We start from the raw sequence: 23,703 nt of genomic DNA on the forward strand, positions 1-23,703 counted from the left end.
CCCCCCCCCCCCCCCACACACACACAGCAGGTCGAGGTCGGGTTCGTGGAGGACGTCCAGGCGCTTGTCGAAGGCATAGGCCGTGGGCTCGGGCACCACCAGGCGTCGCAGCTGCCGCTCGGTGACGCTGTGCTGCAGCCGGGTGTCGTCGTTGTGGTTCATCGCGGTCCTCCTCAGCGGCCCGGGGCCGGGCGGTCGGTGACGGGCTGCGTGCCGGGCAGATCGCGCTGCTGGCCGGGTGGCTTGGGGACGAAGGACTCGTCCAGCTCGGCGGCGATGTCGCGCATCTGGGTCTGGTATCGCTCCCACTCGCGGGGGTGGATGCCGTTCTGCAAGGCCGAGGCGACGATGGCGGCCATGGAGTAGGGCCGGTCGACGGGCACCTGGTCGAGCGCGCACCAGGCCTTGGCGCCGTCGCCGTGCAGCCAGCTGGCGAAGCCGAGCATGGAGGCCGGCGCCGCGCGGACCTCGTCCGGGCCGCGGCGGGTGAGGTCGGTCCAGATGGCCATGTGGGAGGTGGAGTTCTCCCGACTCATGTCCTCCCACAGCGCGTCCCGGGTGCCGATCGTCTCCAGGGCCACGAGCATCCGCGCGCCGTCGACATCGGAGAGCCGGTTGCCGTCGGCGTGGAACTGCTCGAGCCGGTCCAGGGCCCAGTCCCGCTCTACAGCGGGTGTGCTGGCCGCGGCCGCCGCTCGAGCCGCGGGAAGCAGCTGAGCGATGGGCTCGCGGTCGCCGACCATCGAGGCGGCCAGGGACTCGCGGCTGGCGGCCGGCTGGGCGGCGCCGGTGAGCACGGTCGCGGCCGCGATCCGCTCAGCGGTCGACGGGGTCTGCAGCCCGGTCTGGTCAGTGTTGAACTCGCGCCAGCGCTCGCCGTCGGACCACAGCCTGATGTGGGTGGTGATGCCGACGTCCTGGAGACGGTTGGACAGGTGCTGGCTGGCCAGCTCGGCGCTGCGGCGGTCCTCGGTGATGCAGATGATGGCCAGGCGGGCACCGGGCCGGGCGTGGCGACCGTACGGGCCGCTGAGTGCGTCCCAGACCTCCTCGCGATCGGCGGCGGTCCGGGGCAGGTCAACGCGGGTGATAGGCAGCCCGGGCCGGAAGGGCACCAGGACGATCGACTCCTCGGGCTTGAAGCCGAGGACGTGCGGCACCGCGGCGAGCAGCTCGTCCGGGGACTGAACGACGAGATCCATCGGAGCGAACCTCCTCAGCTGGCCTGGGCCGCGTGCGGGGCGCATTCGATGCGCGCGGACACGTACTTGAGCGAGATGCCAACCTCGCCGAAGCGGTTGTCGACGACCACGACGTCCTTAGTGCGCTTCTCGCCGGTCTCCTTGTCCGGCCAGCTCTCGGTGCGCTCGAGGCCGTGGACGAAGATCGGGTCCCCGGATCCGCAGCTGTCGTGTACGTGCGTGGCGGCCGAGCCGAAGATCTTGACGTTGTGGGCGGTGGGCTCGTCGCTGACCCACTCCCCCTGGTCGTTCTGGACCCGGCGGTTGACCAGGACGCGGCAGGTGACGAACGGCTTGTTGTTCTCCCGGGTGTGGTGCAGCTCCGGTGCCTCGGCCAGGTTGCCGGCGAAGGTGACGGTGGTGGACATGGCTTCCTCCTAGGTGACTGCGAGACGTCGATGGGTCCCGCAGTCACCTACGTGTCATTCAGGCCCGGCAGCGATCACATCGGCCGAAGTCGTTTCCACCGCCCGACGAGCCCGGCTGGCGGCGCAGGCGGGCCCAGGGCACGCAGAAGCGCCCCGACCGGCTCTCGGGTACCGGATCGGGGCGCTGGGAAGCACGCTAGGACCAGGTGCCGACCCAACTGCCGGCGTCGTCCTCGCCGGCTACCGGGCAGGCCGACGCCGCGGCGGTCGGTTGCTGAGCTTCTGCGGTGGCGGCGGCAGGTCGCGTCCCAGCCGCCGGCGGGCCGCCTCGGCCGCGACGATCACTGCCTCCTGGGCGAACACCGAACCGGCGAGCATCCGGCCGAGCTCCTGACGGTCGGCCACGAGCGCGCCTTCGACCGCCTCGATGGTCGAGGCGGGCAGGTCGTGCTTCTTGTTGAAGCTCTTGCGGGTCACGCTGACCAGGGCGGGATGCTTCTCGCCCGCGGCCGCGAGCTCGGCCCGCTGCTGCGGTGAGCGCCGGGCGTGGAGCTCGAGCGCCTGGGCGAGCCAGCCGACGAACGAGCCGGGTGAGTCGGCGTCGGTGTCCAGGTCTGCGAGGTAGGCCGATCGTGCGAGGTCCCACACGCCGGGTTTCCAGTAGATCCCGACCGGGATTGTGGTCTGGCTCGTCACCTGATCACTCCCCTGGTCTCCTCCGCCGGCGTCGAGCTGCAGCGGCTAACACCAACGCCGCTGCATTCCCGGTCGGGGCCCTGCGCAGCCTTTCACACCCTCGCTCGATTCCTTCCGTTCCAGCCAGCTACGAGGTGCAGCTGCGCCGCGCCGCCGCAGCGGAGTCCCCGCCCGGTGAGGCCGGGTTTCCCCACCCTCGCCGGGTGCCCACCTTTCCACAGGTCCCCCCTGGGGCCGGGTTGTGACACCGATGCCCGAGCAGCCGCGCCTCCGCGAGCGCGTCCACCCCGTTCATCACCGCGAACGCGAACCGATGCGCGATGATCACCCGCCCTGGCGCGTACCAGAACCGGCCATGTCCGCCGCCGTCCGTGCGCTCACGATCGGACCGACCGGCAACCGCGCCGGTCCACCACAGGCACTCGCTCCCCGGCACCGTGGCGACCTTCGTCCGGTACCGCGCGAGCACGGCCGGATCGGTGATCGCTGCCGCGACCGCCGCGAGGCCGGCGTCATCCAGCCGACGAACCGGCACCCGCTCCCCCACTCCCAGCGGTCGCCAGCGCCGCATCGTCGCCGCCCTGCGCGCCGTCACGGTCGCTGTCCTGGTCGCCGTCGTCGCCTGCCTGCGGCTCACTGGCGAGCCGCCGCAGTCGCGTCGCCTCGCGCACGGTGATCGTCTCGCCGCACCACTCGACGGCCTCGCCCAGGGACAGGCCCTCGCGCTCGGTCAACTCCCGCAGCGCCTCACCGGCTCGCTTCTCGGTCTCGGCCACCGCCGCGTCGCGCTCACCGATCGCGACCATGACCCGCTCGGCCAGGTCGATCACCCGGCGCTCCCGCTCCTCGCGCTCGCGCCGCCGCTTCTCCGCCATCTCCCGCGCCGTACGCCGTGCCTGCTGCTTAATCGTCTGCTGACTCATCCGGTCCTCACTCGTGTCGACATGGACTCTGACAGTCACCTACGACATTTCCCGGACCCCGAGCGATCACCGAACCGCAGAAGCCTTCAAACCCGCTCCCTCGACCCGTTCAGCCACCCGATCCGAACCCGACGCCCCAGCCGTCACCCTCGCCCCTCAGCGTCCCCCCAGCTTTTCGCGACCGACCAAGTGCCACACACCTCTTGCATTCTCGGTTAGCCGAATAGAAAGAACAGAGCAGGAATCCGGCCGAAAGTGATCGCCTGCCGCGCGCGTGCGCACGTAGGTGACCGTGACGATGAGCCTCCACAAGCTGACGGCGGGGTCGGGGTACGACTACCTGACCCGCCAGGTCGCAGCGATGGACGCCACCGACAAGGGCCACACCGGCCTGGCGAGCTACTACACCGAGAAGGGCGAGACCCCCGGCGTGTGGGTCGGCTCGGGCCTGGAGGGCATCGAGGGACTCGATGCCGGCGACGTCGTCACCGCCGACCAAATGCAGAGCCTGTTCGGCTCCGGGCACCACCCGCTGGCCACCCAGCGGACCAAGGAGCTGGACCTGCGCATCGGCCGCGACGTGGCCGGGCGGGCGACCGATGCGGACTACAAGACCGCGGTCCGGCTCGGCACCCCCCACAAGGTCTACGACAACGACATCAGCCCGTTTCGGATCGAGGTCGCCAAGCGCATCGCGGCCCTCAACGAGGCCGCCGGCCTCCCTGGGGACTGGCCGGTCCCCGCGGCCGACCGGGCCAAGATCCGCACCGAGGTGGCCGCGGAGTTCTTCCGTGCCGAGCACGGCCGCGACCCGGCCGACGCCCGCGAGCTCGCCGCGACGATCGCCAAGCACTCCCGCCCCAAGACCAACGCCGTCGCCGGCTACGACCTGACCTTCTCCCCTGTCAAGAGCGTCTCGGTGCTGTGGGCGATCTCCGACCCGAAGACCGCCGCGGTGATCGAGCGGGCCCACCAGGCGGCGATCAAGGACGCGCTGGGCTTCATCGAGTCCAAGGCACTGTTCACTCGCCGAGGCACCAACGGCGTCCGCCAGGTCGACGTCCGTGGCCTGGTCGCCACGGCGTTCACCCACCGCGACTCCCGCGCCGGAGACCCTGACTTGCATACGCACGTCGCCGTCGCCAACAAAGTTCAGACCCTCGACGGCAAGTGGCTGGCCATCGACGGCCGGCCGCTGCACAAGGCGGTCGTCTCGGCCTCGGAGACCTACAACACCGCGCTCGAGCGGCACCTGGTCGACGCCCTTGGCGTGCGGTTCGAGGAGCGCCCAAACGAGGACGCCCGCAAGCGGCCGGTGCGTGAGATCGTCGGCGTCGACCCCGAGCTGAACCACCGGTTCTCCAAGCGCCGGATCAACGTCGAGGACCGCCGCAAGGTCCTCGCGGCGGCGTTCCAGGCCACCCACGGGCGGCCCCCGACGCCCGTAGAGACCATCCAGCTGTCCCAGCAGGCGACGCTGGAGACCCGCGAGGCCAAGCACGAGCCCCGCTCGCTGGCCGAGCAACGCGAGGCCTGGAACCGCGAGGCGGTCGAGCTGCTCGGCACCCCGCAGCGGGTCAAGCAGATGGTGCACGGCGCCCTCAACCCGAAGGGCGCGGCCCGCTCCCTGGCCGACTCGGCCTGGTTCGCCAAGACCACCGACCGCATCGTGGCCACGATGGAAGGCAGCCGGAGCGCGTGGCAGTACTGGCACGTCTACGCCGAGGCTCAGCGGCAGGTCCGGGCCGCCAACGTGCCCACCAACCAGGTCTCCCAGGTGGTCGACCTGCTGGTCAGCGAGGTCCTCGACGGCTACTCGGTGAGCATGGCCCGCCCCTGGGACACCATCAGCGAGCCGGTCCAGCTGCGCCGCGCAGACGGGTCCTCGGTCTACACCCAGGCCGGGGCCGACCTGTTCACCTCGAGCAAGGTGCTGGCCGCCGAACAGCGCCTGGTCGACGCCGCCGGCCGCCATGACGGGTACGCCGTCGAGGCGTCCTCGGTCGACCTGGCGCTTCTGGAGTCGACCGCCAACGGCATCACCCTCAACGCCGGACAGGCCATGCTGGTGCGGGAGATGGCCACTTCCGGCGCCCGGCTCCAGCTGGCGATCGCCCCCGCCGGATCGGGCAAGACCACCGCGATGCGAGCCCTGGCCAGCGCGTGGAGCGACGGCGGAGGCACCATCCTCGGCCTCGCTCCCTCGGCGGCGGCCGCGGACGCCCTGCGCTCCCAGATCGACACCCAGACCGACACCCTGGCCAAGCTCACGCACTCCCTCGAGCAGGCCCGGCAGACCGGTGCCGCGATGCCGAACTGGGTGGCCGGCATCGACTCCTCAACGCTCGTCGTGATCGACGAGGCGGGCATGGCCGACACCCTCTCCCTGGACGCCGCGGTCTCCTACATCCTCGAGCGCGGCGGCAGCGTCCGCCTGATCGGTGACGACCAGCAGCTCTCCGCGATCGGCGCCGGCGGCGTGCTGCGCGACATCCGAGCCACCCACGGCGCGCTCCAGCTGACCGAGCTCGTCCGGTTCAAGGACCCCGCCGAGGGCGCAGCGTCGCTGGCCCTGCGCGAGGGGAAGAGCGAGGCGCTCGGCTTCTACCTCGACCGCGACCGGGTCCACGTCGGCGACCTGGCGACCATGACCGAGGAGGTCTTCGCCGCCTGGCAGGCCGACCGGGCCGCCGGCCTGGACTCGATCATGCTCGCCCCGACCCGCGACCTCGTCAGCGAGCTGAACCAGCAGGCCCGCGCTCACCGTCTGGACGGGATCGACCCGGCCGACGTCGCCAGCAGTGGCCCGGTGCGCCGGCTCGCCGACGGCAACGAGGCGTCGATCGGCGAGCTGATCATCACCCGCGAGAACGACCGCCGGCTGCGTACTTCGGCCACCGACTGGGTGAAGAACGGCGACCGCTGGACCGTCCTGGAGATCCACGACGGCGGCGACCTGACCGTCCAGCACACCCAGCACGGCCGCACCGTGCGACTGCCGAGCGACTATGTCGCCAAGGCCACCGAGCTCGGCTACGCGTGCACCGTGCACACCGCCCAGGGCGTCACCGCCGACACAATGCACGGCCTGGCCACCGGCACCGAGTCGCGCCAGCAGCTCTACACGATGATCACCCGCGGCGCGCACGCCAACCACGTCTACCTCGAGGTCGTCGGCGACGGCGACCCGCACTCGGTAATCCACCCGACCCTGGTCCGGCCGCTCACCCCCACCGACATCCTCGAGTCAATGCTGGCCCGCGACGACGCCCAGCGGTCCGCGACCAGCCTGGTCCGCGAGCAGGCCGACCCGGCCACCCGGCTTGGCGAGGCCTCCCAGCGCTACCTCGACAGCCTCTACGTCGCAGCCGAGGACCTGCTTCGCCACGAGACCACGACCGGCGTCGACGGCACCACGGTCAACATGGTCGACGCGCTGGACACCGCCGTCGAGACACTGGCTCCCGGGCTGTCCGATGAGGCCGCCTGGCCCACCCTGCGCGCCCACCTGCTGCTGCTCGGCGCGGCCGGCGAGAACCCCGTCGAAGCGCTCCGGGCCGCCGCCGGTGACCGGGAGCTGGAGAGCGCACGCGACCGGGCCGCGGTCCTGGACTGGCGCCTGGACGCCTCCGGGCTGCGCAACGCGGGCGCCGGCCCACTCCCGTGGATGCCCGGGATCCCGGCGCGTCTGGCCGAGGACCCGCACTGGGGTGCCTACCTCTCCCAGCGGGCGCACCTGGTCGAGCAGCTCGCCGAGCAGGTCCACACCCGCGCCGCCGAGCAGTCCGCGCTTCCGGTGTGGGCGCAGAACGGCATCCGCCCCGAGGCCGCCACGGTGGCCGGCGTCGAGGTCTGGCGCGCAGCCATGCAGGTCCCCGTCGGCGACCCGCGACCGACCGGTGCACCGCAGCTGCAGAAGGCGTCGGCGACGTGGCAGCGGCGCCTCAACCGGGCCGTCACCGGTGCCCACACGCCGGCGCTCAAGGAATGGCGTCAGCTGCTCTACTCGCTCGCCCCGCAGGTCCGCGACGACGAGTTCACCCCGCTCCTGGCCGAGCGGCTGGCCGCGATGTCGCGTGCCGGCGTCACGGCCCACGAGCTGCTGCGCACTGCCGCCGCACCCGATCACCCGGCGGGTGCGCTGCCCGACGAGCTCGCCGCGGCCGCGCTCTGGTGGCGCATGGCCCGCCACCTCACACCCGCGGTCGCCGCCCAGATCGGCGATGGCTCCCACGGCGAGAGCGTCACCACCGACTGGGCGCCGCGGCTCGCGGGCCTGTTCGGTCCCGAGCGGGCCGCGAGCATCCAGGCCAGCACCTGGTGGCCGGCGCTGGTCTCCAACGTCGACCACGGCCTACAGCGTGGCTGGCAGGTCGAGGCCCTTCTGGGCGCCGGCCGGGCGCTGCCGAGCGACGGCTGGGAGGGCGTCGACGAGTGCCAGGCACTGGTCTGGCGGACGTCGATCGCGCTGGAGACCGCTCCCGACGAGCACGCGCACGAGTACCACTTCGATGAGCCGCCGGCGGACCTGTGGGAGGGCATCGAGCCCGACCGGGCGATGTTCGTCGACCAGTCCGACGCCATCCCGTGGCCGCTTGCTGAGGATCCCGGCACGGACCTCGAGCCCCCCGTCGACCTGGTCTACGAGCACCAGGTCGACGCGCTCGAGGAGAACCTGGTCGACGTCGACGAGGACCAGTACATCGAGAGCGACCTCACGCTGGCCGCCTACATCCGCGACCTCGGCGGCACCCGGCTGGAGCCCACCGACGCCGATATCCGGCTCATGTACCAGCGCGCCGACGAGTGGCACTCCTCCCCCGTCACGCGTGAGCGCATGGTCGAGATCAACGAGCTCACGCAGACCTTCTTCGAGTCCCGGTTCACCGATTCGTGGGGGCGCGACTACCTCACCGGCCGGTTCGGCGTCGACCTCGCCGGCGACGAGCGGTTCCGCCCCGGTCAGGCTCCGGCCGGCTGGACCAACCTGGTCGACCACCTCCGCGGCCGCGGTATCAGCGACACCGAGATGCTCGCCACCGGCGTCGCCACCGAGGCCATCACCGGCCGCCTCATCGACCGGTTCCGCGACCGCGTGATGCTCCCGGTGATCCACCAGGGCGAGGTGCTCGGCTTCGTCGGCCGCCGACGCCCCGACCTCACCGACGACGACAAGGCCGGACCGAAGTACCTCAACACCGCCGACACCCCGCTGTTCCACAAGGGTGCGCAGCTGTTCGGTGTCGTCGACGAACTGCTTGCCGAGGGCGCCGTCCCGGTGATCGTCGAGGGCCCGATGGACGCGGTCGCCGTCACGATCGCCAGCGCCGGCCTGTACCTCGGCGTGGCCCCGCTCGGCACGTCCCTGACCGATGAGCAGGCCGCGCAGTTGGCCGCCGTCGGCCGCGACCCGATCGTGGCCACCGATGCCGACCTGGCGGGCCAGATCGCGGCCGAGCGCGACTTCTGGATGCTCACCCCGCACGGCCTAGACCCAGGCTTCGCCCGGTTCCCCGACGGACTCGACCCCGCCGACCTGCTCGCTCAGCGCGGACCGGCCGCGCTCACCGCCGCGGTGGCCAGCGGCCAGCCCGCCTTCCGGTCCCTGGGCGACCAGCTCCTCACCGAGCGGCTCGACAACCTCGGCGCCGAGCAGGCACGGGTGGCCGCAATGCGAGTCATCTCGTCCCGTCCCAGCCGGGCCTGGGAGCCGGGAGTCAACCAGGTGCGGGCACGGCTGCAGCTCTCCCAGCTGCAGGCCGGCCGGGACCTTCGGGACGCAGTCAAGACGTGGGACGCCGACCCGCGGAGGGCTGCACTGGCCGAGCTGCACAAGAGCAGCGAGGTCCGCGCCCGACTCTCGGCCGCGGCCGAGAAGACGCCCGTCGAGCGGTGGGCGCCGCTGGCCCGCGAGCTCGACCCGCGCCTGCTCGAGCAGGACGACTGGCCGGCCACCGCAGCGATGCTGCAGCAGGCCCACGAGCACGGTCACGACGTCGGCGCCGCCACCCGCGCGATCGTCGCCGAGAAGCCCCTGGGCGACAGCCCCGCCCGCGACCTGCGCTACCGGATCGTCTCCCGACTCTCCGTTCCGATCGACTCGACATTGCCTGGTCACGTTGCCGGTGCCCGGCAACGCCGACGTTCGGAGGAGCCACAGGCCCGGCCCAAGACTGATCGCCCCAAGCCGCCCCGAGGCCGGGGGTGACTCGCAGATCACGGCACCGCGACGAACCGCCCAGATTGCCGCGGGTGCAGTCCCCCGAATAGAGGCAGCGGTATGTCGCCGCACAGATCGAGTGCAACGTCGGTGAGCGTCACCTTGCGCGGATCGATCTCGTTCAAACTTGCGTTCGCACCGTCATAGCGACGGCGAGGCATCTTCGTGGAAACCTGGGCCGAACCCGGCAGGACGCTGCAGGTTCTGATCTCACGGTTGCGACCCGGTCGGCGGAAGCGATGTGCCTCGCGGATGCTCACGTAGGTTCAGAACGATCAATGAGGTCCGCGAACTGCGCGTATGTCAGTACTCGCACCTTGAAGTCTTCGGCCTTAGCCCTAACTGCCTTATCGTCGGTAACAACCGCCCACTCAAGGGGATCGAGGTGCTGCCTTTCGCGATCCCGAGCATCCAGTGCACACGCAACCATCAGCGGGTCGGCGCTGCCCTGGTTCAAGTAGAGATTGATCAAGTCGGTGTCGTCCGGAGGGACGGTCGCCATGACCGTCATCAGCCACCGCAGAACCGACGGCGTGGTGGAGTACTCGATCTGCGCTAGTTCTTCGACGTCGGGAAAGCCGTCGGCCTCGTGCAGCACTTCGCTCGGGATCATCGCGTTGGCCCGAAAGAACTTGCTGGCCCGCCGCTGGCGCCGAAGCTGGCTGAGCGCGTTGGTGTCGACCAGGTACCTCGTCCCGAAGGCGCTCACCGGACGGCCCTCCGCAGATCATCGAGTTGGCTGTCTCGGAGCTTGTTCAGGCACACCGTCCGGTAGAACTCCTTGCTGGGGATGGCACCTGAGTCGAGAGCTTCGATCATCCGTCGGGACAGCTCTCTTCCGGCGTACTTGCGGACAGCGTTCTCAGCCCTGATGGGGCTCATGCCACGTCGCTCTGGGCGCTTGAGGAACTCCTGCCGGAACTCAGCCAGATGGGAGCTTGCGGTCTCGTTGCTGATCAAGCCCAACCGCAGCGCTCGCACGACCGCGGCGCTCGGTGTCACTTTGAACTCGCCGGCTGCTGACACGACGTCGTCCAGCGAGGACAGGCTCAAGTGCCGGAGTGAGCTCGCTGGCATCAGTATCGCGCCGGCGATGTCGTACTCGCCTCCGAGATCGGTGGCTGTGCTCTCCGCGTTCCATGTGACCGGGGAGAAGATCCTGCGCGCGACGAGGACTGCCATGAGCGCCAGGGTGAAGATCGTCCGGCCCACTGGCTCCTGGTAGTCGCCGTGGTCACCTCCGGCGAGAAAGATGTACGGCACCTTGGCGTCGCGGATAGTCATGCCGCTGAAGTCCACATGGGTGAGGCGCTGCGGCATGTAGTGCTGGACGCTGCGGGAGACCAGGATTTGGTTTAACTCAAGGCGCTCAATCATCAGGTCGAGCGCCCGCTCCTTCGTTCGGCAGGCGCGCATCGCTTCGTGGGTCAGTCCGATCGCGGACATCAACCTGGAAGCGTCGTCTTCTACCGAGGAACCCACCTCTCGCAGCAGGCCAATGATTCGGTTCTTCTCCAGTGTGCCGTCATGTCGCTTCAGTAGTTCTTGTTTGCGTATCAAGTCTTTGAGGACTAACTCGACGTCCCGCAACTCGACTGGTGACCGGGAACCAATTGAGAACGTCTCCTTGCTAACACCTGCAAGAAGTTTCTCGGTCTTCGCTGCGACCTGCGTCTCCACGAAGGGGAGGTCGGCGAAGAACAGCGGATACGGGATCTCGCCGATCCTCGCCAGCCTCAGCAGCGCCGGGAACTTGATCGCCCCAGACGCCAACGCCTTGTCGTAATCCGCGTAGGTTCCGGCGACCGAGTTGTCGAGCAGCGTGGTGAACACGGACCGGAGGATCGGGATCGGGACGCCTCCGACTTGAACTTCGATCTTCACTTAAGACTCACAGCCTGGGACGTGACGTTTCGAGGAGCGGCGGCACTCGCGGCAGCACGAAAACGGGCGTTCATCAAGCCGCGCACCTCGTAGGAGAATTGTCGGTGGTCCTCTTAGGCAGTCTTCCACTCGGTCTCCCTGCAACGGAGCGTTTCGAACGCAGTCGAAGTCGTCGCCGAATCGCTCGACCCGTTCAGTGGGGGGTGGGACCGAAGTTTGAACCGGAAAGTCCCTGCCCAATTCCGGCGCAATCGCCGCCGCGCGTCACGCTCCGCATGCCACGCACTCCGGGCCAGGCGCGACCCAGCCAGCCTGACGAAACACATCTCGGCAACTGCGCTCGAAGCAGGTCGCCTGCACGAGCGCCTGTGTGGAGTTGTTGAACAAGGTGGTTGGCGGATGCGGAGCGGACCCGATCGCCTTGCCGTCATCCTCGGAGAGGTCGACGTTGAGCCGCCGAAGAAAAGACTTGACCCGCATCTGGTTGAGCAGCCCGATCGGTACACCAGTTGGCGACACCTCGAACTGCGGGAGGAAAACCGTGTGCGGGGTCTCGTCGCGGACAGTAGTGACGAAGTCGTAGCAGCCGGAACTGGCGTGCGCGCCGCCGACCTCGGATGCGAACCACACCGCAAGCTCCTCGCACTGGACCGGGTGCAGGGTCAGGGAGGAGAGAGCCTCGTGCACGATGCGGATCCCGCCGAGCTGCTCGCCCCAGTAGCCGTTGTCGCCGAAGATGCCGATCACGAAGACGTCGTTGCAGCGGACGGCGACCAGGTCGGCGGGCGGCATCGTGGGGACGAAGTAGTCGAACCGGTTCTCCTTCGCATCGGGCATCCCCGCACGAAAAACGAAGATGGAGGCTGGTTGGGCAGCGAGGGTGAGCTGGTCGGGCCGGTGCTGCAGGCAGCGGCGTAGATGTTCCGCAGTGGCGCTGAGATCGCTGGGCTCGAGCATGACTTGCGATTCAGGGTCTCTGACTGCTTCGCGAAGTCCCGTCTCGCGGTATCGGGTGCCGTAATAGACCTTGGCAAGCCACAGGAAAAGGACGGTGAAGTCGAGTTCGCGAACCGCATCGCAACCCTTAGCGAAGGCTTCGCTGACAGGCTTCTCCAAGGAAGCTGACATCCGCTGATTGCAGTCGAAGCAGCACGGCACCTTCCGCTTGCCGTAACCGAACACCTGACCGTTCGGCAGGTCTGCACCAGCGTTTCCTAGGCCAAGACGCTTAAGGACCCACTTCGGGATGACATCCTCCTCCGTCTCGTGGACGTCTCCATCGAAGACCCGATGGCAGATGAAGCATCCGTCGCCGTAGCGGGCCGGGGCCGGGAAGCCTGGGTGCAGCGCCTCGACCGGGAGGTCGCGGGTCCGAGCCGGGACCCCTTTCTTTCTCACCTCGCTGGGCTGCCTGCCGTCCTCCTGTGCTGCGTTCACTGCACTTTCACCCCGTTCTCCACGGTTGAAGGCTATCGAGCCCGGCTCCAACCGAGCTCTCGGTGCAAGACGGACGCTCGCTGACGGTGAGCTTGCTCGGCGATGCTTGCCAGAGTGTTACGAAGCCGATTCCCGCCGACGGCTTAAGCGCCTGCGAGCATGGCGGAATGGCGAAGGGGACGCCCGCTCGGGCCGAGGACGTGTGGTGGAACGGGCTCCGCTGGGTTGAGGGCGCCTGGATGCAGTCGGAGCGGTTCGAGGAGGCGTTCTACGAGCAGCAGCACGCGCTGGCGGACGCTGACATGCGAGCGCGACTGGCCAACCCAGAGGACACGTGGCGGGTCGCGTATGACCGCGACTGCGAGCCATATGATCCGCGGCGCCCGATCCGGGTGCCGACGTGGGCTCTGGCGATGCAGTCGGCTACCGAGCTCGACCTGATGATCGGGGCGGTACGAAACGTGATGCGGGCACAGGATCGGCTGCCAGCGGAGATCCGCACCTGGATGACAGGCGAGCACGTCCTTGAGTTGCTGCGCAACGTGGCCGAGCACTGGGACGAGGAAGGCGGGCGGTCGGGCGAGAAACTCAATGTGGTGCACCCAGACGTGCGGGTCGGAGAGATCCAGTACACCGACAAGGAGATCTGGGTCGGCGGGATCCCGCTGTCTCGGATTCGTGCCTGGTTGGCCCGGGTGCGTACTGCACTTAGGGATGCGCTGGCGGGGGCGGACATCGAGGTACCCGACGACCTAGCCTCGGCGGTAGAGGGTGACGACGCGCTGTCGTGGCCGGAGGACCGGAGGCGGTACCGGCTTTGGGCGGTCCCACACGTCGACATGGAGGACTGGGGACCGCCGATGCCCGAGGACGTGACTGAAGCCGTGGATGACCTGCTTGCGCGGCGCTTCCTCAACCTCCGTCGCCGCGATCAGTCGGACTAGTAGGCGCTCCTGCGGCGACGAGCCTTGCTGCGTCCTTTCGCCGCGGAGGCAGCACACAGGACGGCCCGCCTGATCCCGCCCGAAGTGTAGAACCGCATCCACGACCTCGTCGTGGAGCAGGGCATTTCGGCTCGGGCGGTGGCCACGCGCTGCTGGAAGTCGAGAGCGTCCGACACACCAGGGACCTCCAAGGGCTTGCATCACGGCCACGTCACGGCTGGGGTCCTGGTCTCGGGCGAGAGGACGTCGGCGAAGAGGGCGTCGTCGAGGGTCTGGTCGGTCATGGCCGCGAGTCTGCCGTCTGGATCCGACGTGCAGAAGGCCGTCGGGACGTGCTCTTCTCGTAGTGGTTGAAGGGTGGTCTGCAGTTCTCGCAGAACCACCGCTCAGGCGCCCTAGCCTGAGGCCATGGAGTTCGTGCTGAACGGCCGGTCTCACTCACTCGGCGCTGCGACGGTGAGGGCTCGAGCCTCGCGCGTCGAGCCGGAGCCGATCAGGACCCACTGGGTCGAGATCGACGGACGCCGCTTCCCGCCGAAGCAGGCGTTCCGCGTGGCCACGGGCCTGCACAAGGAGCCGTTCATCAGCCACTTCGCGATCCGGCTCTTCCAGCGACTCGGGTTCCAGACCAGCGAGATCCCGGGCGCTGGCGATGGGGCTTCGGCGCTGATGGGCCGAGTTGACGACGTCTCGGCCGTTGGCCGGAGTGACGAGAGCGCCGTCGAGGCCTTCCGACAACTTGACAGCTTCATGTCGACCAACGCCCTGACCTCGACCCTGACCCGCCTCGAGTCGAGTCTCGTGGGCGCTGACCAGTCGGAGTGCTCACGTGTGACAGTCGAGTCCGGCTTCGACGAGGACCTGGTCGACGCGGCACTGGTTGTCCGTGAGCGCGTCGGGATGCTCGACACGCTCATCCACGCTGCGGTCATCACGCAGACGCTGCCGCTGGTGCTCGAGGAGGGCGAGCAGGTGCTCAAGCGGCCATCACTCGGGGCGGGCAACGACCCGGACCGGGTCTTCGACCTCGAGACCAACCTGCGCGTAGCGGAGTTCAAGCTCTCGAGCTGGAAGGGCTCGGACGGGATGCGCCAGCGGGGGCTGTTCGCGGACGTCGTGGGTCTGTCCATGGACGAGTCGGGACGACGACGACAGGTCTTCGTCGTCGGGCAGCTTCCCGTGCGGTTCCTGACCCAGAGCAAGCGCAACGCGGCCAAGACGCTGTCCAAGGCTGCCCTGCGGCTTCGGACGCCGGCGGGGATGGCGGACGAGATGACCGTCGCGGAGTTCACGAGGCAGGCGGGCATCGAGGTCGTCGACCTGACGACGCTGCTGCCTGGTCTTCGCTAGCGCCCGGACCAGCGAGGTCAGATGCCGTCGAGACTGCGAGCCATCTCCCACCCGGGCCAGGCCGAGACGCTGGTCCACTTCACGGGTCGTGCCCGCAAGGAGTACGCGCCCGAGGTCTACTTCGAGACCCCGAAGGGGATCCTCGACCTGATCTGCACCGAGGAGCGCCTTCTCGCGAAGCCGCCCTACGGGTCCACGAGCCGCACCGTGTGCCTCAGCGAGAGCGACCCGGCTGGTGTCAAGGCACTGCTGTCGAGAGGCCACTTCGAGGGTTGGGGCATCGTGCTCAGCCGCGACTGGGCCTGGGAGCAAGGCGGTGGTCCGGTCTGGTACACCCGCGACGACGTCTGGCGCCGCGTCAACGAGCAGGACCTGCTGCGGTGGATGGTCCGGACCTCCCCGCAGGACGCCGACTGGCTGCACGAGCGGGAGTGGCGGATCCCGAGCGATGACGAATACGTCGATCTCTCCATCGAGGGCGTGGTGGCGCTGATCGTCTCCGAACCCGACTGGGAGCCGTACCGGCCTACAGTCACAGGACAGCACGCAACCGGTGGCTACGAGATCATCGAGATCACCAATCACCTGGCGAGCCAGGTTCCACGCTGGTACTGGGACGGTCGCGACGTCACCGTGCTGCCGCCGATCCCCTTCACTGAGCAGCTGCTAGGCCTCTTCGAGTGAGCCGCTGGTCGCACGCGACTGAGGGTCAGGCCTTCTTCGTCTCGCCGGCTCGCAGCGCGTCGATCTCGGACAGCAATCGGTCACGCTCGGCAGTAACCGCTTCCAGGGCCCCCTCAGCCTTGTCGGCGCGGGAACGCTCCGTGGCCACGAGCGCCGCCTGCTCCCGGATCTCGGCCTCGAGCCGATCGCGGAGTTCCTTCAGCTCCTTGGCAGCCTGAGCAGCCGCGTCTTTGGCGGTCGAGCGCTGCTCGTCGAGCTCGTGCTCGAGGTTGATGACGATCTCCGTCAGCCTCGCGACCTCAGTCTGTGCCTCCTCGTGAAGCGCCGATCGCTCCGCGTCGAACTCGGCGCGAGCGGCCAGGAAGGCCTCGCGCCACGTCGCCTCGAACCGGGTCAGCAGCGCCGAAGGGAGTTCTGGAGCCTCCGGCGCGGCTGCAGCACCCGCGTTCCAGGCCTTGGCAGCGGCAGCCGCCACGGCCATGGAGACACCGGCCCGCTCACGGACAGCTCGGGCGCTGACCTGGTGCCCATCCGTGGCGAGCGCCTCCGCCGCGTGCATGGCGCGCTCTTCGGGCGTCAGCTCAGCCATCTCGAACCCCTATTCGTTGCCACCGTAACGAGTTACGCTAGAAACGATAACACGTTACGACGTTACTCCGTGTTACTTGACGCAACTGCCAGACAGTGTCGGACCTCCTCTCTAGCGTGCTGGTGGGAGGTCTGACCGGCCGGGATCGCGCAACTCCGTCGCGAACCGGGTCCGCAGCGAGGAAGGGAGGTTGAGATGGCCAGTGGCATCGAGGGCGAGCGCGCTCGCATCGAGACGGCCCTCACCACCCCGACCCTGAAGCTGCTCGACCGCAAGTCCGCCGCGGTGGCCATGCCGATCTTCGCCGTGGTCTTCCCGGACGATGCCCAGCCGATCCCCGTGGAACGGTTCCACACGCGCGTAGAGGCGCTGCTGGCGGAGCTGCAGACCGGCGGCTACTCGGTGCCGACCCTGGACGGCAAGGCGCTGGCGGCCCAGTGGGTGCGCGAGCGCTGGCTCTACCGTGATCAGGGCCGCCGCGACCAGGAGACCTACCAGCTCACGGGTGACGCCCGGCAGGCCCTGGAGTACGTGACCCGGACGACCCGGACGCAGCTCAACATCTCGGCCTCGCGCATCGAGACGATGCGCCGGGTCATCGCCGAGGCTGCCCTGGCAGCGAACCCCGACCGTGACGAGCGCAAGCGGCGGCTCTCGGAGGAGATCGCGGTCCTGCAGGCTGAGCTGGACCGCCTCGATGCAGGCGGTGACCTTCCCGAGGCGTCCGAAGCGGAACTCGTCGAGCAGTTCGCGAACGTGGTGCGAGAGCTCGACGGCTTGCCCTCGGACTTCCGGCGCGTCGCCGAAGCAGTGCGCGAGATGCACAAGGTGATCGCGAAGAGGTTCCGCGAGGAGCAGCGCCCCGTCGGCGAGGTGATCGACGACTACCTCGAGCAGGCGAGGAACCTGCTCACGGCAACCCCTGAGGGTCGCGCGTTCGCCGGCGCCCAGGAGCTGCTCCGCAATCCGGACCTGCTGCTTCGCCTGAAGACTGACCTCGAGTCGATCCTGGCCAACCAGTGGGCGGAGGGTCTGCTACCAGAGGAGCAGCGCCAGCTTGCAACCGCCGTGAACGTGGTCCGTCGGGGCCGCGACGAGGTGCTTGAGCAGCGTCGGCGGCTCTCGTCGACGCTGCGTGAGCACATCGAGGGCTACGACCACATCCGGAACCGCGAGCTGGACCTGGTCCTGCGTGGAATCGACCACGAGATGCGGACGTGGATGCAGACCGCGCGCCCTCGCGACCACATCGACGTCGAGCTCCTGCCGCCGACACTGGACATCGCCGTGCTGAAGAGCCGGACCTTCGACCCGGACAGCGAGCGGGCGCCCGAGCCCCTGGCCGACGTGTCGGCCGAGGCTCCTCCCCCGCAGTCCCGCGAGGCGCTGCGCAAGCAGGGCGGGCCGTCGCTGCCCCAGCTGCAGGCGCAGATCGAGGCCCGGCTACTCGCCGGCGAGTTCCGCACCGCGGCTGAGCTTTTCAATCAGCTGCCCGAGGACCTGCGCCGACCGGTGGAGGTACTCGGCTTGCTGCATCTGCTCGCGCGACTCGACGCGGACGCGGACATGGACGTGCGCGAGTCGGTGCTGACGGTGCGACCCGACGGAAGCAGCCGTCGGTTCCTGATGCCGGAGGTGACCGTCGGCGAGGCGGAGGAGGAAGCAACCGCATGACCGAGATCGAGCTGGTCGACGACGACCTCGAGTATCAGGCCGACGTATCCGAGGACGAGATGACCGAGGATGCCGTCGGCGCGGACATGTTCGAGGGTGACAGCGGGACGCTCTACCCCGAGCAGCGCAGGTGTCTGGTCGCGCTGCTCAAGCACCGCTACATCTCCGCCGAGCGCCACCCCGAGCAGTGGGAGGTCCTGCTCAAGGACGAGGGGCTGATCAAGAGCCGCCTCAACGACATGTTTCTGGAGCTGCAGGTCGAGCGGGACCAGCAGATCGCGTTCAAGCGACAGGCGGTCACCTACACGGGCGACCCCCTGCCTTCGTTGCTGCGCGAACGAGCGCACACCAAAGAAGAAACGATCGTGATGCTGGCGCTGCGGCAGCGGTTCTTCGCGCAGCGACAGGAGGGCGAGGACCACGTCTACGTAGAGCGCGAGACGCTGATGGAGGAAATCGCTGAGCGCTGGCCGGAGGACCTCACCAACAGGTCCGCGGCGCAGAAGAAGGCAGGCACGGCCATCGACGGCCTGGCCACAGCCGGCGTACTGCTCAAGACTGCCGACCCCGACCGCTTCCGCATCTCGCCGATCATCGAGGTCCTCCTGCCGATCGAGAAGCTGCGCGAGCTCATGACCTGGCTGATGACCCAGAACGGCACGACGCCGGTCGACGAAGACCTAGAGGCAGACGAGCTCCCGATCCAGCCCCTCGACCTCTACGAGGAGGAAGCATGACCATCGACGAACTGACCCTCCCGGTCACGACCACTCCCCCGGACCACTCACAGTGGAAGCTGGAGACCCTCCAGCTGGTCAACTGGGGCGGCTTCCACGGCCACCACGTGATCGCGGTGGAGCCAGGCTCCACGCTGATCGCCGGTGCCTCGGGCGTCGGCAAGTCCACCCTCCTGGACTCCTGGATCGCGCTGATGATGCCCTCCGAGGTGCCGTTCAACGGCGCGTCCAACGACGCGGGCACAGGACGTGCTCGATCGGCCGGGAAGCGGAATCTGCTCACCTACCTGCGGGGCAAGCAGGACAAGAAGACCGACAGCTCCGGACAGACGCGAGAGCTCGTGCTGCGAGGGCTGGACGGCGGCCCGGTGTGGGGCGCACTGGCATGCACCTTTGTCAACGACAGCGGCCGCAAGTACACGGTGACCCGCATCTACTTCCTCCGGCCCGGCGCCGCCACCGACGGCGACGTCACGACCACGTTCGCCACCTTCGAGGGCTACCTGGACCTCTCACGCCTCGAGCCGCTGGCCAGGAGCAGGTTCGACAAGCGCGCGATGAAGGGCATCATCCCGGGCCTGGTCACCTTCAACACGTTCCGGGAGTTCGAGGAGAACCTGCACACCCGGCTGGGCATCGGCGGCGGCGATGGCGGGCGCAAGGCGATGCGGCTGCTCGCCCGGGTGCAGGCCGGCATGCAGGTCAACCGGGTCGACGACCTCTACAAGACGATGGTGCTGGAGAGGCCGATCACCTACGAGGTCGCCGACAGCGCACTGGCGCAGTTCGCCGACCTGAAGGCCTCCTACCTGAAGATGGTCGACGAGGCCGACAAGGTGCGGGTGCTGCAGCGGCTGCCCGGGCTTCAGCACGACCTGGCGACCGCCCAGGCGGAGGCCGACCTGATCAGCCAGTTCGGCGTGGACCGGGACGGCCCGACGCCGTTCCAGCTGTGGCGGCTCCAGACCGAGCGAGCCCTGCTCGACGCAGCCGTCGCGGAGAACCGGCGGGACGAGGTCGAGACGAAGGCTGCCTTCACCCAGGCCAGGACCGACGAGCGTGGCTACGAGCAGCAGCTCGGACAGACCGCCGAGGAGAAGTACGCAAACGGCGGTGGCGCCATCGACGAGCGCCTGCGCGAGATCAGGCGCCTCGAGGACAGCACGGACAGCGTCCACCGGGCCAACCTGACGTTCCAGGCACGCACCGAGCCGATCAACCTGGTCGAGCCGGAGACCGCAGAGCAGTTCGCCGAAGCCCAGGTCGCCGCGGCGGACTTCCTCGCTGGCTACGAAAAGCGAATCGAGGCCCTCCAGGCCGAGGAAGAGACCGCCCAGGAGGCACTCTCACCACTTCGCAGCCAGCTACGTGATCTGCTCGCTGAGAAGGAGTCGCTGACGGGCCGTGCCGGCATGGTCCCGCGCCGGCTCCACGAGGCCCGGGTGCGCATGGCTGAGGCCGCCGGGCTCGACCCGATGAACGACCTGCCGTTCGTGGCTGAGCTGCTGGACGTCCTCCCGGAGGAGGACCACTGGCGCAAGGCGATCGAGACGACCCTGGGTGGCATCGCGCGCATCATACTGGTGGACCGCCAGGTCCGAGACCGCCTCTCGGCAGCGATCGACGGGATCACCATCCGTCCTCGCATCCAGTTCCAGGCAGTGACCCTCGCCGTGCACGAGGACTGGCAGGGCGACCCCGACTACGTGTCCGGGAAGCTCGCCTTCAAGGACTCCCCCTTCTCGCGGTGGGTGCAGGACCGCGTCAGCCAGCCGGGCGTCGACCACCTGTGCGTCCCCAACGCAGCCGCGCTGTCCGGGACCGAGCCTCGCGTGACCCCAGCCGGACAGACGAGGCACGGCGACAAGGGCGCACACGGCGAGTCCGGCGACGGGTACATCATCGGCTTCTCCAACGAGCGCCGCCTGGCCGACATCGAGCGGCTGCTCGATCAGCTGGAGCCGCAGATGAAGCGGGCGCAGAAGGAGGTCTCCGAAGTCCAGGCGCGGATGCAGGACCTGCGTGATCAGCGCGTCGCCCACCGCCACGTCCAGGAGACCGAGTGGGCCACCATCGACTACCTGGGCCTCGGGCGACGCGTTGTCGAGCTTCAGGCCGAGATCCAGCGCCTGCGCGATGCCAACAAGGTGCTGGACGCCCTCCAGGCGGATGAGGACCGGATCAAGCCGCTGCTCGAGGACGCGCGCCGCACGCGGGTGCTCAAGGGGGATCATCTCGACAAGCTGGCCAAGGAGCACGGGAAGCCGTGCGACGAGCAGGACACCGCGCAGAACGCGATCGACGAGATCGTCAACAAGCAGACCGCGGCGGTCACCGAGCACCAGCAGGTCTACCTGGACAAGGTCCTGGCCGACAACTTCAACCCCACCCGCCTGGAGTACTTCGCGTCGAACATGCGCGGCATGGAGAAGAAGCTGCGCGAGGAAGCAGCGGCTGCCCAACGGACCATCCGGAGCGCGAAGCAGACGATGGAGACGATGTTCGAGAGCTACAAGGGACGCTGGACCGAGCACAACCTCGGCACATCGTTCGAGTCGGCCGACGGTTACCGCGAGATCCTCGACCGGATCCAGTCCGAGGGACTTCACGAGCGGCGCGAGAAGTGGCGCCGTGAGGTCGCCGCCTGGTCCAGCGACGACCTCCTGCAGCTCAACGACGCCTTCGACACGGCGCTCGAGGACATCGAAGAGCGCCTGCGGCCGGTGAACCGGATCCTCGCGACGCTCCCGTTCGGTGGCAAGGGCGTGCTCAAGATCGACATGCGTCGGGTGCTCAAGGACGACCTGAAGCAGTTCCGCCGCAACTTGCGGGAGCTGTCCTCGGGCCTCGCCCTCGAGCTCACCGAGCAGCAGATCGAGACCCGCTTCAAGCGGCTCAGCGACTTCATGGCCCAGATCAGCATCCCGGAGGGCCACACGAAGTCCTCTACCGCCGAGCGGGACAGGTACCTCGACGTGCGCCAGCACGTGGTGATCACTGCGCTGTGCCTCGACGAGCACGGGCGTGAGGTCGCGAGGTACGACCACATCGCCGACAAGTCCGGGGGTGAGATGCAGGAGCTCGTCGCCTTCATCGTCGGGTCCGCCCTGCGCTACCAGCTGGGTGACGAGAGTCGGTCGCGACCCAGGTTCGCGCCGGTGTTCCTCGACGAGGCGTTCATCAAGGCCGACAGTGAGTTCGCCGGCCGGGCCATCAGGGCATGGCAGGACCTGGGGTTCCAGCTCATCGTGGGTGCGCCGGTCACGCAGGTGACATCGCTGGAGCCCCACATGGACCTGCTCCTCAACATCGTCAAGAGCGAGCGGGGCTACTCCTACGTCACCGATCTGCCCGACGATGAAGGCGACGCCGCGTGAAGACCCCAGCAGCGCTCGTCGCTGACATCCAGCGCCGACTGGGCAACCAGTGGCACAGCCACCTGGCCGGCGAAGGCGATGCGTTCCCTCACGCGTTCCCCCTGGGGCGCGCAGCAGCAGCCGATCTGCGCTCCGACTACGCGGTCGTGCACGCCCGCACAGTGGAGTGGCAGGACTGGGCGAAGGCGCACGGCGTGGACCTGCGGTACGAGACCCGGGTGGCGAAGGGCGGCACCCGGCAGGTGCTGCCGACGCACGCGCACGTTGTGGACATCGACCACGCGGCAGCGATCGTCGGTCACGACTGGCCAGCGCGCCTGCAACGAGGTCAGCAGCGCCTTCAAGTACTGCGTGCACGTCAACTGACGGACCTCGGCAAGGTGCTGCGCCTCGTCGACAAGTACTCGGCGGTCGACTTCGAGCTGCTGCTCGTGGTGGCCGACTGGTACCTCGAGGATCCACTGCGTGCTGGTCTCGGCGTGACGCCTCGCCAGGTCCCGATCCCAGGGGTGCACGCCAAGTGGTTGCAGGCCCACCGAGCCGGCGTCCAGGCCCTGACCGGACTGACGGAGCTGGGGATCCTGCCCGCGCACCCGCCGCGCATCCACTTCACGTACCTGGACCCGGCCTATCGGTCGACCGGAGGCCGACTGCACGACTCGGCCACGGTTGGCGACCAGTTCACGCCCGCCTACCTGCCTGAGGTCGTCGTGATCTCCGAGAACAAGGACACCGCGATCCACCTCCCTGTGCTTGAGGGCGGGATCTCGGTCGAGGGTGTGGGCAAGGGCGGCAAGACGCCCGCAGCGTTCCCGTGGCTCCGCGATGCGCCCGTGGTCGTGTACTGGGGGGACATCGACAGCGACGGCTACGAGATCCTCAACGGTTACCGCGCGGACTTCGACCGCGACATCGACTCGATCCTGATGGGCCCAGCCACGTACGACCAGTACTCGACGTTTGGCACGAGCTACGACCAGCACGGCAAGCTGTTGACTCCCGGGACGCCGAAGACGCTCGACAGGCTCCGCGACGATGAGCGCACGATGTACGAACGCGTTCTGGACCCCGACCACGCCGACCATCGCCGTATCGAACAGGAGCGGATCCCGCTCCAGGTGGCAGTGGACGCGGTGAGGCGGATCAGTGAAGGCCTCAGGCCCTCTCGATGACGTTGGCGGGTAGCCAGTCTTCGACCAACGCCCAGCCCTCGGCGTCGTATGGCGCGGGGTAGCACACCCGGCCCCACCATCCGTCGCCGCGCTTCTCCCAGCGCAGCAGCAGGCCCGCACGACGGCCGAGCTCGTCGGTGACGAACACGTGCCTCACGTCGGGCGGTGGCGGGGCGCTCATGACGTCCACGGTAGGCACGGCAGGTTGGTCGCTCCGGACTCGGTCAGACAGGCGGACCGCGAAGGGGTTGTTGCGTCGGTTCATGCCGCCAGCCATGCGGGTGACGCTGTCGCAAGGGTCCGACAAGGGAAAGCCTGTGGATGACGCCAGCGGCGCACGCGCAGCCACGGCAGCATGGGCCTATGACTCCCGAGGAACTCCACGCAGCGGTCGACGCCGAGCTGGG

Annotated in this window: 18 protein-coding genes; 8 read left to right on the top strand and 10 right to left on the bottom strand. The window is 68.7% G+C overall.

The features are described 5' to 3' along the window. Positions 1 to 173: 173 nt before the first annotated feature. From ACFPGP_RS16290 to ACFPGP_RS16305, 4 genes are all read right to left on the bottom strand, one after another. Positions 174 to 1,202 carry a DUF4192 domain-containing protein gene (locus ACFPGP_RS16290; protein WP_378591835.1) on the bottom strand — a complete coding sequence of 343 codons (1,029 nt, stop codon included), beginning with the start codon at positions 1,200 to 1,202 and terminating at the stop codon, positions 174 to 176. Between the two features lie 14 nt (positions 1,203 to 1,216). After that, a complete protein-coding gene (locus ACFPGP_RS16295) occupies positions 1,217 to 1,609 on the bottom strand; it encodes a single-stranded DNA-binding protein (RefSeq protein WP_378591836.1) in 393 nt (130 codons plus the stop codon). 240 nt (positions 1,610 to 1,849) lie between these two features. After that, the gene (locus ACFPGP_RS16300; RefSeq protein ID WP_378591838.1) at positions 1,850 to 2,305 is read right to left on the bottom strand and encodes a hypothetical protein; all 456 of its coding nucleotides are present in this window, start codon (positions 2,303 to 2,305) and stop codon (positions 1,850 to 1,852) included. A 512-nt stretch (positions 2,306 to 2,817) separates the two neighbouring features. Further along, positions 2,818 to 3,228 carry a hypothetical protein gene (locus tag ACFPGP_RS16305; protein WP_218842286.1) on the bottom strand — a complete coding sequence of 137 codons (411 nt, stop codon included), beginning with the start codon at positions 3,226 to 3,228 and terminating at the stop codon, positions 2,818 to 2,820. 298 nt (positions 3,229 to 3,526) lie between these two features. Between ACFPGP_RS16305 and mobF the strand changes: the two genes are divergently transcribed. After that, complete coding sequence (gene mobF, locus ACFPGP_RS16310) at positions 3,527 to 9,436, top strand: MobF family relaxase (protein WP_378591839.1); 5,910 nt, start codon at positions 3,527 to 3,529, stop codon at positions 9,434 to 9,436. 8 nt (positions 9,437 to 9,444) lie between these two features. Here mobF and ACFPGP_RS16315 read toward each other — a convergent pair whose 3' ends face one another. From ACFPGP_RS16315 to ACFPGP_RS16330, 4 genes are all read right to left on the bottom strand, one after another. Further along, positions 9,445 to 9,708 carry a hypothetical protein gene (locus ACFPGP_RS16315; protein WP_302709452.1) on the bottom strand — a complete coding sequence of 88 codons (264 nt, stop codon included), beginning with the start codon at positions 9,706 to 9,708 and terminating at the stop codon, positions 9,445 to 9,447. Next, entirely contained in the window at positions 9,705 to 10,157 is a 453-nt protein-coding gene (locus tag ACFPGP_RS16320; protein ID WP_378591840.1) for a hypothetical protein, read from the bottom strand. Before ACFPGP_RS16320 ends, ACFPGP_RS16315 begins: the two co-directional genes overlap by 4 nt. Further along, the gene (locus ACFPGP_RS16325) at positions 10,154 to 11,281 is read right to left on the bottom strand and encodes a hypothetical protein (protein WP_302709454.1); all 1,128 of its coding nucleotides are present in this window, start codon (positions 11,279 to 11,281) and stop codon (positions 10,154 to 10,156) included. Before ACFPGP_RS16325 ends, ACFPGP_RS16320 begins: the two co-directional genes overlap by 4 nt. A 315-nt stretch (positions 11,282 to 11,596) precedes the next feature. Continuing rightward, a complete protein-coding gene (locus ACFPGP_RS16330) occupies positions 11,597 to 12,769 on the bottom strand; it encodes a hypothetical protein (RefSeq protein ID WP_302709455.1) in 1,173 nt (390 codons plus the stop codon). 167 nt (positions 12,770 to 12,936) lie between these two features. On the opposite strand from ACFPGP_RS16330, the gene ACFPGP_RS16335 reads away from it, so the two are divergent. The 3 genes from ACFPGP_RS16335 (at position 12,937) to ACFPGP_RS16345 (ending at position 15,747) form a co-directional block, all read left to right on the top strand. Beyond that, positions 12,937 to 13,713 (top strand): hypothetical protein, encoded by a 777-nt coding sequence (locus ACFPGP_RS16335; protein ID WP_302709456.1) that lies wholly within the window; start codon positions 12,937 to 12,939, stop codon positions 13,711 to 13,713. 408 nt (positions 13,714 to 14,121) lie between these two features. Next, positions 14,122 to 15,063 carry a hypothetical protein gene (locus ACFPGP_RS16340; RefSeq protein ID WP_302709457.1) on the top strand — a complete coding sequence of 314 codons (942 nt, stop codon included), beginning with the start codon at positions 14,122 to 14,124 and terminating at the stop codon, positions 15,061 to 15,063. A gap of 21 nt (positions 15,064 to 15,084) precedes the next feature. Next, positions 15,085 to 15,747: a hypothetical protein gene (locus tag ACFPGP_RS16345; protein ID WP_302709458.1), complete on the top strand. Its 663-nt coding sequence runs from the start codon at positions 15,085 to 15,087 to the stop codon at positions 15,745 to 15,747. Positions 15,748 to 15,772: 25 nt separating this feature from the next. On the opposite strand, the gene ACFPGP_RS16350 is transcribed toward ACFPGP_RS16345, so the two are convergent. Further along, positions 15,773 to 16,336, bottom strand: coding sequence for a DNA-binding protein (locus ACFPGP_RS16350; protein ID WP_302709459.1), 564 nt, complete (start codon positions 16,334 to 16,336; stop codon positions 15,773 to 15,775). A gap of 195 nt (positions 16,337 to 16,531) precedes the next feature. On the opposite strand from ACFPGP_RS16350, the gene ACFPGP_RS16355 reads away from it, so the two are divergent. Genes ACFPGP_RS16355 through ACFPGP_RS16370 form a run of 4 tightly spaced genes read left to right on the top strand, consistent with a single transcriptional unit; the run spans position 16,532 to position 23,296 of the window. After that, entirely contained in the window at positions 16,532 to 18,010 is a 1,479-nt protein-coding gene (locus ACFPGP_RS16355) for a DUF3375 family protein (RefSeq protein WP_302709460.1), read from the top strand. Further along, positions 18,007 to 18,747: a DUF4194 domain-containing protein gene (locus ACFPGP_RS16360; protein WP_302709461.1), complete on the top strand. Its 741-nt coding sequence runs from the start codon at positions 18,007 to 18,009 to the stop codon at positions 18,745 to 18,747. The genes ACFPGP_RS16355 and ACFPGP_RS16360 overlap by 4 nt, the downstream gene beginning before the upstream one ends. Then, positions 18,744 to 22,124 (top strand): ATP-binding protein, encoded by a 3,381-nt coding sequence (locus ACFPGP_RS16365; RefSeq protein ID WP_378591841.1) that lies wholly within the window; start codon positions 18,744 to 18,746, stop codon positions 22,122 to 22,124. Before ACFPGP_RS16360 ends, ACFPGP_RS16365 begins: the two co-directional genes overlap by 4 nt. Continuing rightward, positions 22,121 to 23,296: a Wadjet anti-phage system protein JetD domain-containing protein gene (locus ACFPGP_RS16370; protein ID WP_302709463.1), complete on the top strand. Its 1,176-nt coding sequence runs from the start codon at positions 22,121 to 22,123 to the stop codon at positions 23,294 to 23,296. The genes ACFPGP_RS16365 and ACFPGP_RS16370 overlap by 4 nt, the downstream gene beginning before the upstream one ends. Here ACFPGP_RS16370 and ACFPGP_RS16375 read toward each other — a convergent pair. Beyond that, positions 23,280 to 23,477, bottom strand: a complete 198-nt coding sequence (locus ACFPGP_RS16375) for a hypothetical protein (RefSeq protein ID WP_302709464.1) — start codon at positions 23,475 to 23,477, stop codon at positions 23,280 to 23,282. The genes ACFPGP_RS16370 and ACFPGP_RS16375 overlap by 17 nt on opposite strands. Between the last annotated feature and the right edge of the window lie 226 nt (positions 23,478 to 23,703).

It is taken from the genome of Nocardioides taihuensis (assembly GCF_042657275.1).
In the GTDB taxonomy this organism is placed as follows: Bacteria; Actinomycetota; Actinomycetes; order Propionibacteriales; family Nocardioidaceae; genus Nocardioides; species Nocardioides taihuensis.